Source organism: Vibrio sp. 1288, assembly GCF_033344475.1.
Window position 1 is genome coordinate 1 of sequence record NZ_JAWPOX010000695.1, and the last position, 629, is coordinate 629.

1 pseudogene is annotated in these 629 nt (G+C 47.4%); it reads left to right on the plus strand.

The features are described from left to right. A pseudogene (locus R8O11_RS28835) lies at positions 1-629 on the plus strand (hypothetical protein); the annotation flags it as partial.

The window sequence follows — 629 nt, forward strand, 5'->3', positions numbered from 1 at the left end:
CGCTTCTTAAGACCACGCAAGGCTCGACCGTTGTTGCCAAAACACACCTGAAAAACCTACAAACGCTAGCCAACAAGACGGGCGGTATGTTTGTTCCTATTCAGCACAACAACCGAGACGTGGATAGCATCGCAGCGTACACGAATAATACTGGGAACAACTTGGCAGCAAAACAGAATCAAGAGGTCAAAACCGATTCTCGTTTGAATGGTGGATTTTGGCTATTGCCTCTACTGCTACTGCCTACCGTTTTCCTGTTCCGCCGTGGTGTAATTTGGGTATTTATCGCTGCGCTGCTTCCAATGACTTGGACACCAGACGCACAAGCCAACCCGTTCTTAAATGCCGATCAGAAAGCGGCTAATCTCTATAAACAGGGAGAATATGAACAAGCCAAAAACCTGTTCACTGACCCAAGTTGGCAAGGCGCGGCAAGTTACCAAACTGGCGATTACGAAGCGGCCATCAAAGCGTTTTCGAATGACCCATCACAAACCGGCCGCTATAACCTAGCGAACTCGTTAGCACAAAATGGTCAGTTAGAAGACGCAGCTGAGCAATACAAAAAGCTGCTTAAAGAAAAAGACGCGGTACTTATCGCTCACTACTATACCGATCCTGAGATCCAA